Source organism: Clostridium sp. (assembly GCF_040797585.1).
Taxonomy (GTDB): Bacteria; Bacillota; Clostridia; order Clostridiales; family Clostridiaceae; genus Clostridium_Z.
Window position 1 is genome coordinate 1 of the sequence record NZ_JBFNEO010000119.1, and the last position, 8440, is coordinate 8440.

The window sequence follows — 8440 nt, forward strand, 5'->3', positions numbered from 1 at the left end:
TTAACTCATCTTTATCAAAATGATATTTTTTATCCCTATGATAAGGATTAAAGTATCATTTTGATAATTTATTGTGGAAAAATATTATTTATTTTCTCCTATTTTTCGATATAAAGTTGCAATTCCTATACCAAGTTTTTTAGCTGCCTCTTGTTTCCCTTTTGTGTCATGTCCACAAATATCTAAAATCTTATTTATATAATCTAATTCTATTTCCTTTAAAGGTTTTATGTCATCTTCTTTTATATGAAAGTTATTTTCCACTTTAATTACTTCTATTTGACTATTTTCTTCTCCCATTACACTTTTTATTATGGCACCTGGAATAGTATCCCTAGTTAAATTACCACCATAATCAACTAAATTAACCATAAATTCTATGGTATTTTCAAGTTCTCTAATATTTCCTGGCCACCTATATATTCTAAAAACATCTAAAACATCTTTATCTATACCATTAACATTTTTGCCTAGCTGAAAATTATATCTATCTAAAAGCCTTATAGCTATAAGTTCCAAATCATTTTCCCTATCTCTAAGAGGAGGTAATTCTAAAGGTATAACATTTAGTCTATAGTATAGGTCCTCTCTAAACTTATTTTCCTTTATTAATTTCGGTATGTCCTTATTAGTAGCCGCAATAACTCTTATATTAAGATCTACAAGTTGATTAGATCCTATTCTAACAAGTTTCCTCTCTTGAATAACTCTCAATATTTTAACTTGAAGATATAGGGGCATATCCCCTATTTCATCTAAAAATATAACCCCTTCATTGGCAAGTTCGAATTTTCCTATTCTTCCATTAGGATTAGCTCCACTAAAAGCTCCCCTAATATAACCGAAAAGTTCACTTTCAAGCAAAGATTCTGGTATAGCTGCACAATTTATAGCTATAAAAGGTTTATGACTTCTATCGCTTTCTGCATGAATGGCTCTTGCTATAACCTCTTTACCAGTACCACTTTCTCCTGTTATAAATACTGTTGAATTAGATTTTGCTATTTTTTTAATCCTATCCTTTAAAAGAAGCATAGGATAAGACTCTCCCACAATATTATCTAAAGTAATTGTATTACTTACAGTCTTAGTTTTATTATTTATAGCAGCAGGTTTTCTTTCTTCACTAAATATAAATATTTTATCAAAATTATGTACCATAGGATAAACAGGTATTAATTCCCCATTTAGCTTTACTTCTTTATTATCTACAGTTATGTTGAAAGTATCTTCAGTGCTAGAGTAGCTTTCAAAATACTCTATCCCTATCTTTTTTCCTAGTGAACTCTTTTCTAAATTTAACACCTTACTTGCCATATCATTTATAAGAACTATATGATTATTCTCATTTAAGGCTATGATACCTTTTCCTAAAGTATCAATTATATGCTTTAATATCTCAGTGAATTTTTCATTTCTCTCATTATCTAAATCCTCGTATATCTTTGTACTTATAAAATCGCTTATTTGATTTATAAATTGAAGATGAGAATTTATATTTTTAAGCACAGCCTTCTTTTGATCTTCATTAAAACAAATAAGTGCTATGACTCCAATTATGATATTATTAAAAATAATAGGAGTACAAATTTGCATAAGCTCCACACATTTATGCTTAAATTCACATTCCCTACATAGCTCATCCTTACCTGGTCTTTCTACAATCTTATACTCCCCAGTATTTAATACATATTTGTACACATAGCCTTGATTGGATATGTCCTCATTATTTTTTCCTTTATAGCATCCTGTTCCTGCTATTCTATTTAATTTATTGTCAACGATTTCTACATCTACATTAATTACACTTGAAATAATGTCTGCATATTTTACAACAGTATCTTGAATTCGCTTTAATAAACTTTCCCCCATATTATCTCCCTTTTTAACCTTATTTTATTAATAATTATAGCAAATTCAATATTCTATTTCAAATTTCCGTAGAAACTAATTTTTATACCATGCTTTTATAAGATAATAATTATCCTCCTATTTGGAACATATACCTTAAATCCCCTTGTTGCTTTGATAAAAACTCATGCCTCTTTGGCTTGTCATTTATAACTGAAACTAGGATGTTCTTTATCTCATCATCTGAATATCCCCTTCTTAAAAGTTCTCCCATATCTTTTCCCTCATTCCAGTGAAGACAAAGCTTTAAAAAACCTTCAGATGTTAACCTTATCCTGTTACAATTACTACAAAAATTATGACTCATGGCACTTATAAATCCTATTTTCCCCTTAGCACCTTTAATTCTTATATATTCAGCCGGTCCCTTAATTTTATCTCCTTGGGTTAACTCTTCGTATTCTCTACTTACACCTATTATTCTCTTTAACTCATCTGAACTTACCCCATTAAACTTTTTCCCCTCTCCAATAGGCATAAGTTCTATAAATCTAACATCTAAATTATATTCTTCAGTTAAAAGAGCTAAGTCCATTATTTCATCATAGTTTACCCCCTTCATAATAACTGAATTAATCTTTGTTTTTATTCCAAGACTTAAGGATCTTTTTATTGCCTTCACTACCTTATTAAGATCTCCCTTAGTTATGTCCCTATATGTATTTTCATTTAATGAATCAAGACTTATATTAATTCCAGTAACCCCCATGGCTTTAAAATCATCCAGATGTTCATATAAAAGTATTCCATTGGTAGTTAAACATAGCTCTTCTACTCCTTCAATACTTCCAATGCCCTCTATAAGTTCATTTATATTCTTTCTAACTAAAGGTTCTCCCCCTGTCATTCTTATCTTTTTTACTCCTAAGTCAGTTAGAATTCTACATAGTCTTATAAATTCTTCATTAGTAAGAAGATTATGATTTTCTACATATTGTCCATTTCCCTCTGGCATACAATATCTGCATCTTAAATTGCATCTATCTGTAACTGATATTCTAAGATAGTTTATTTCTCTTCCCCATTTATCTCTCATTAAATCTCACCTACTCAAAATTATAAATATACTAATAGTTAAAGCAATTACTATACCAAATTCAAATAACAATTGAATGAAACTATAATTTTATTGTATAATTAAAAATTTTATATTTATAGATATTATTTAAATATAATATTTAATTGATTCCATAAAAAACAATAACTTTAGAACAAGCTTAGTCAATAAAGTTAATTATATAGAATTCTTATAAAGAATCTCAATTATAAATAAATGTGCCACATTGTTCTTAAATCATAAAATAAAGGAACCCTAAAAAGAGTTCCTTTAAATTTTATGATTTATAACCTCAAATTATCAATTAAGTCTACTTTAAGATTTGATTATCGCAACAGGTTAAATCAATACTATATAAATAGATTTACGTTAGAATCCTCTGCCTCTCCAAGGTAGTATCCAACACCACCTATTTTCACTCCATCTATAAGTTCTTTACTACTAAAACCTAGAAGATCCATAGACATTTGACATGCTACTATTTCTACCCCACTATCTATAGCAGATTTTATAAGTTCCTCTAGAGAGGATACATTCTTATCCTTCATAAGTTTTCTTATAAGCTTTGGTCCCATGCCCCCCATATTCATTTGAGATAATTTAAGATTTTTACTTCCCTTTGGCATCATAAAACCAAACATTTTATGGAGAAATTCTTTACTACCTTCATCTCCTTCAGGCTTTCTTAAAATATTTATTCCCCAAAAGGTAAAGAACATAGTAACCTTTTTTCCCATGGAAGCTGCTCCATTAGCTATAATAAAGGAAGCTATAGCCTTATCTAAATCTCCACTAAAAACCACCATGGTTTTATTATCTTTTGGATTATTATTCTCCATATTCTTTAAATCACTATTCTCTACAGACTTTTCTAAGGTTGCTGTTATAATTCCTTTATTCTTCTCAATACTAAGCAGCCTATTTCCAGTTTTACTACTCCAAGCTTTTATATCCTCAAAGAACCCTGGATCTGACGCTTTTATCTTTAAAACTTCTCCATGATTTAAATCATCCATATTACTTTTAACTGTCATAAGAGGTCCTGGGCAGCATAATCCACAAGCATCAACTTCTTTATTTATAGAAATTTTATTAATATCTATAGAATGTTCTTCTTCTGTATTTCTCCCTCCACTAATATCATCATTCCCATCATTCTTATTAGGTTTAAAAGTACTTTGACTATAAGTTTTATATCCTCCGGTAAAGTTTTTAACATTAAATCCATTTTGCATTAATATTCTAGTTGCTATATATCCTCTTAGTCCTACTGCACAGTATACCCATATCTCTTTATCTTTTGGAAGTTCATTTAATCTATCTCTTAATGAATTTAAAGATATATGAGTTGCCCCTTTTATATATCCATTATCCCATTCCGTCTCTTCCCTTACATCTAGTAGAAAATGTTTATTCTCATCATAACTTTCTAAATCATAAAGTCCTATAACATCCATAAGACCACTTAGAACATTCTCAGCAACAAATCCTGCCATGTTAGCTGGAGATTTAGCTGAGTTAAAAGGTGGGGCATAAGCTAGCTCTAAATCTGCTAAGTCATATATTGTCCCACCAGATTTTATAGTGGTTGCTATAACATCTATTGTTTTATCTACTCCCTCATATCCAAAACCTTGAGCACCAAATATCTTACCTTCTTCATTAAATAAAAGCTTTATAGACATCTGAGTAGCCCCTGGATAATAAGAAGCATGGGAGTTTGGATGTATATATATAACCTTATATGGAATATTTAATCTTCTAAGGGTTCTTTCATTATTCCCTGTGGATGCACCGGTAAGATTAAATATCTTAATTATGGCTGTTCCCAAGGTTCCTTTATAGGATCTATTTAATCCACAAATATTATCTGCTGCAAGCCTTCCTTGTCTATTAGCAGGTCCCGCTAGAGGTATAGCTGCTCTACTTCCATTTATATAATCAATAACCTCTATAGCATCTCCTACTGCATACACCCCTCCCTTATTAGTTTGCATTTTATCTGTGACTAATATATGACCTTTAGGTCCAAGGTCTATTCCTGAGGATTTTAAGAAAGCTGTATCTGGTGATACTCCTATAGCAAGAACAACCATATCTGCCACTAATTTTTCCCCGCTATTTAGTGTTACTTCTATTCCATTTTCAATATCTTTAAATCCTTTAACTCCATCATTTAATATTAAGGATACTCCATTGTCCTGAAGCTCCTTTTCTCCTAAGGTTACCATTTCACTATCAAAAGGAGCTAATATATGAGGTGCTGCTTCTACTAAAGTTGTTTTAACCTTTCTTTCGACTAAGTTCTCCGCTACCTCAACTCCTACATAGCCTCCACCGATGACTATGGCCTTTTTAGCTTGTCCATTATCAACTAAACCTTTTATTTTATCCATATCCCTAATATTTCTTAGAGTATATATCTTCTTACTATTTATTCCCTCTATATTAGGTATTATAGGCTTTGCTCCTGGTGATAAAACTAAATAGTCATAACTCTCTTCGTATAATCCCTTTTCTTTAGAATTTACCTTAACCTTTTTATTCTCACTATCCACTTCTATAACTTCACTAAACACTCTAACATCAATATTAAATCTATCTTTCATAGCCTCTGGTGTCTGTACTAAAAGCTTTTCTCTTTCCTTTATAACTTCTCCTATATGATATGGTAATCCACAGTTGGCAAAGGATATATACTCTCCTTTTTCAAAAATAACAATTTCTAAACTCTCATCTAATCTTCTAAGTCTAGCCGCTGCTGAGGCTCCCCCCGCAACTCCTCCAACTATTAAAACCTTTTTTCCCATAATCCTATCCCTCCTTAATCCTCTTTAATAAGTTCCACTAAATATTTTATTCTAGAATCCTTAACTTTATAAGTTATTTCAAGACCTGATCTTTCTCCTTCAATAACCCCTGCTACTCTAAGCTTTTGAAGATGCTGGGATATAGTAGACTGAGGAAGTTCAAGACATCCTTGAATTTTGCTTACATTACAAGGCCCATTCTCTAAAAGCCCAGTCACTATACATAATCTTACTGGATGTGCTAGTACCTTTAATAACTCTGCTGCTTCATTATATTTTTTAAAATCTTTTTCCATCATCATTCCTCCAATATCACTATATCTATATATTACGATATAGTGATATAATTTGCAATAGTTTTTATTATCTTACTAAAAATAAAGGCAACCCATTTGGACTACCTTTATGCTAGTAATATTTTAAATTTATATAACCCTTAATATATATAACTCACATGATAATTAAAACTAAATCATCAGCTACCATTATTTAAAGGTTGAGTTTTTAGATGATTTATCTATAATACTAAGTTAATCTAAAATCCCACTTAAAAAACTTCTTAAATTATGTTATTTCTTAATCTTACTTTAAATATGTTAAAATATTAGTTCTATAGCCTAAAGTTATAGAAACTAAAGAATTCTTATAGGATCAAAACTTATATAGTCACAGGATGTAAATATATATTCCACTCCCTGATAAATCCCTTTTAATATCTTTGAATCATTAGTTATTCCATGTAGATGACCATATATAACCTTCTCTACATTATACTCTTTAAAAATTTCTATAAAAGCTGAATCCTGAAATTTTTCATTAGTAGGTGGATAATGTATCATAACTATTATCTTTTTATAACCAGCTTTTCTAGCCTCATCTAAAGAAAGTCTAAGCCTTATCTGTTCTCTAGCATAAATTTTTTTATCTTTTTCTTTAAAGTTATGAGATCCTTCACATATCCATCCTCTAGTTCCACATATAGCATAGTCTTCATAGGTAAAAAAATTATTTTGTATAAAACTCATATTATCATAAAGATTATTAAGCTTTGATATACTACTCCACCAATAATCATGATTTCCCTTAGATATTATTTTTCTACCTGGAAGCTCATTTATCCATTTAAGGTCTAAAAGCCCCTCATCTATTCTCATGGACCAGGATATGTCTCCAGCTATTAAAACTGTATCCTCTTTCTTGACTTTCTTCATCCAATTCTCTTTTATCTTTTCATCATGCTTATACCAATGGTTTCCAAAAACGTCCATAGGCTTATCTTGATTTAATGCAAGATGAAGGTCTGAAATAGCATATAGTGCCATTACTTCACCCATCCTTTTCTATATCTATATTTCTCCGTCTATTTCTGTAATATATGCAATAATATGTGCTACTGCTTCATAAAGCTCTGGAGGAATGTGATCCCCAATATCTACATTTGTAAGAAGCTCTGTCAGTTCCTTATTATAAACTACAGGTACATTATTTTCTTCTGCTTTTTCTATTATTTTATCAGCTAGTTTACCAACTCCACTTGCTACAACCTTTGGTGCTAAATCTGTACCTTCCTTATATTTAAGAGCTGCCGCCTTTCTTCTCTCCAAAAGTATTCCCTCCATTTTCTATAGAATTAATTTTAATATAAGTCCCCTTCCCTATACAAGTGTATTCAGAGCTATAGTTCTATAGTCATTAAAAAATTCACTACAATTGCTTATATGAATATCTTCATTTTTTTCCTGAACTTCCACTGTAACATTATACCCTAGATTTCTTATATATGAACAGAGTTTTTCTTTTCCAACATTTAGAACATTATGAAAAGGTGCCTTTGCCTTTAAAGTTATGCTCATATTTTTATCATATATCCTTAGATATCCGTCTACCTTCCCCATTTTAGGGGCATCAACAGATACTATAAGCTTCATATTTTTAGAATCTATTGCTACTCCTTCTCCTCTTTTATCCTTGACTATTATTTTGCATCCATAATCCTTATCCTTGGCTTTTATAGGCACATCCATATAGTAGTATTCTTTACTAACCTCATTAAAAAATTTCACTTCTTTTATAAATTCTTTTGGAATCTTTTCTACATCTCCATTTAATACCTGTCTAATTACTTCCTTTAAAACTTCGCCCTTTCCTTTTAACCCGTCTTTTACTTCATTAAAATTAGAAAGTTTTGTACTTATATCTTCTTTTGTTTTTACTAAGAAATCCTTTAAAATCTTAACTTCTTCTTTAGGAATATCTTTAACCCCTTCTAATACTTTATATTCTCTATTAGACGGAATCTCTTTTCCTTGAATCTTCTCCTGAGGTTCTCTTGAAATTTCTTTGTTTATACTCTCTAAAACCACTTTCTTTTCTTCACTAGATAGGTTTTTCAATGAAAAATTTAATTCCTTTACTGCCTCTTCTACTTTTCCTTCTTTCAAAAAGGATATAATATTTTTCACATCTACCTTTTCTAAGGCTTTTCCCACTTTTTCATAATTTATATTTTTATTTTCTGTGCCCTCTATATTTTTACCCTGTTCTAAAACCTTACTTATTCCCTTTTCTACTATAGATTCTCCTAGACTTTTAATTACGTCTTCTTTTAAAGATGATATATTAGAGGTAGAAGTATTATCTGCAGTTTTTTCTCCTTTATCAA

7 protein-coding genes are annotated in these 8440 nt (G+C 30.3%); all 7 read right to left on the reverse strand.

Going from position 1 to position 8440, the window contains the following annotated elements:
• Nucleotides 1–84: 84 nt before the first annotated feature.
• Complete coding sequence (locus AB2369_RS08650; RefSeq protein ID WP_367666081.1) at nucleotides 85–1872, reverse strand: sigma-54 interaction domain-containing protein; 1788 nt, start codon at nucleotides 1870–1872, stop codon at nucleotides 85–87.
• A gap of 109 nt (nucleotides 1873–1981) precedes the next feature.
• Nucleotides 1982–2947 carry a GTP 3',8-cyclase MoaA gene (moaA, locus tag AB2369_RS08655; RefSeq protein ID WP_367666082.1) on the reverse strand — a complete coding sequence of 322 codons (966 nt, stop codon included), beginning with the start codon at nucleotides 2945–2947 and terminating at the stop codon, nucleotides 1982–1984.
• Between the two features lie 371 nt (nucleotides 2948–3318).
• On the reverse strand, nucleotides 3319–5778 hold the full coding sequence (locus AB2369_RS08660; protein WP_367666083.1) for a DsrE/DsrF/DrsH-like family protein: 2460 nt from the start codon (nucleotides 5776–5778) through the stop codon (nucleotides 3319–3321).
• A gap of 14 nt (nucleotides 5779–5792) precedes the next feature.
• Nucleotides 5793–6074 carry an ArsR/SmtB family transcription factor gene (locus AB2369_RS08665; protein ID WP_367666084.1) on the reverse strand — a complete coding sequence of 94 codons (282 nt, stop codon included), beginning with the start codon at nucleotides 6072–6074 and terminating at the stop codon, nucleotides 5793–5795.
• Between the two features lie 336 nt (nucleotides 6075–6410).
• Nucleotides 6411–7100, reverse strand: a complete 690-nt coding sequence (locus tag AB2369_RS08670) for a metallophosphoesterase (protein ID WP_367666085.1) — start codon at nucleotides 7098–7100, stop codon at nucleotides 6411–6413.
• 24 nt (nucleotides 7101–7124) lie between these two features.
• Nucleotides 7125–7397, reverse strand: a complete 273-nt coding sequence (locus tag AB2369_RS08675) for an EscU/YscU/HrcU family type III secretion system export apparatus switch protein (protein WP_367666086.1) — start codon at nucleotides 7395–7397, stop codon at nucleotides 7125–7127.
• Nucleotides 7398–7433: 36 nt separating this feature from the next.
• On the reverse strand, nucleotides 7434–8440 hold a 1007-nt coding region (locus AB2369_RS08680; protein WP_367666087.1), incomplete at its 5' end, for a hypothetical protein.

Bases quoted from the DNA above. Each gene is read 5' to 3' on its own strand.
- AB2369_RS08660 (WP_367666083.1), bottom strand. From the start codon at position 5,778: ATGGGAAAAAAGGTTTTAATAGTTGGAGGAGTTGCGGGGGGAGCCTCA.
- AB2369_RS08670 (WP_367666085.1), bottom strand. From the start codon at position 7,100: ATGGCACTATATGCTATTTCAGACCTTCATCTTGCATTAAATCAAGAT.
- AB2369_RS08665 (WP_367666084.1), bottom strand. From the start codon at position 6,074: ATGGAAAAAGATTTTAAAAAATATAATGAAGCAGCAGAGTTATTAAAG.
- AB2369_RS08675 (WP_367666086.1), bottom strand. From the start codon at position 7,397: ATGGAGGGAATACTTTTGGAGAGAAGAAAGGCGGCAGCTCTTAAATAT.
- AB2369_RS08650 (WP_367666081.1), bottom strand. From the start codon at position 1,872: ATGGGGGAAAGTTTATTAAAGCGAATTCAAGATACTGTTGTAAAATAT.
- moaA (WP_367666082.1), bottom strand. From the start codon at position 2,947: ATGAGAGATAAATGGGGAAGAGAAATAAACTATCTTAGAATATCAGTT.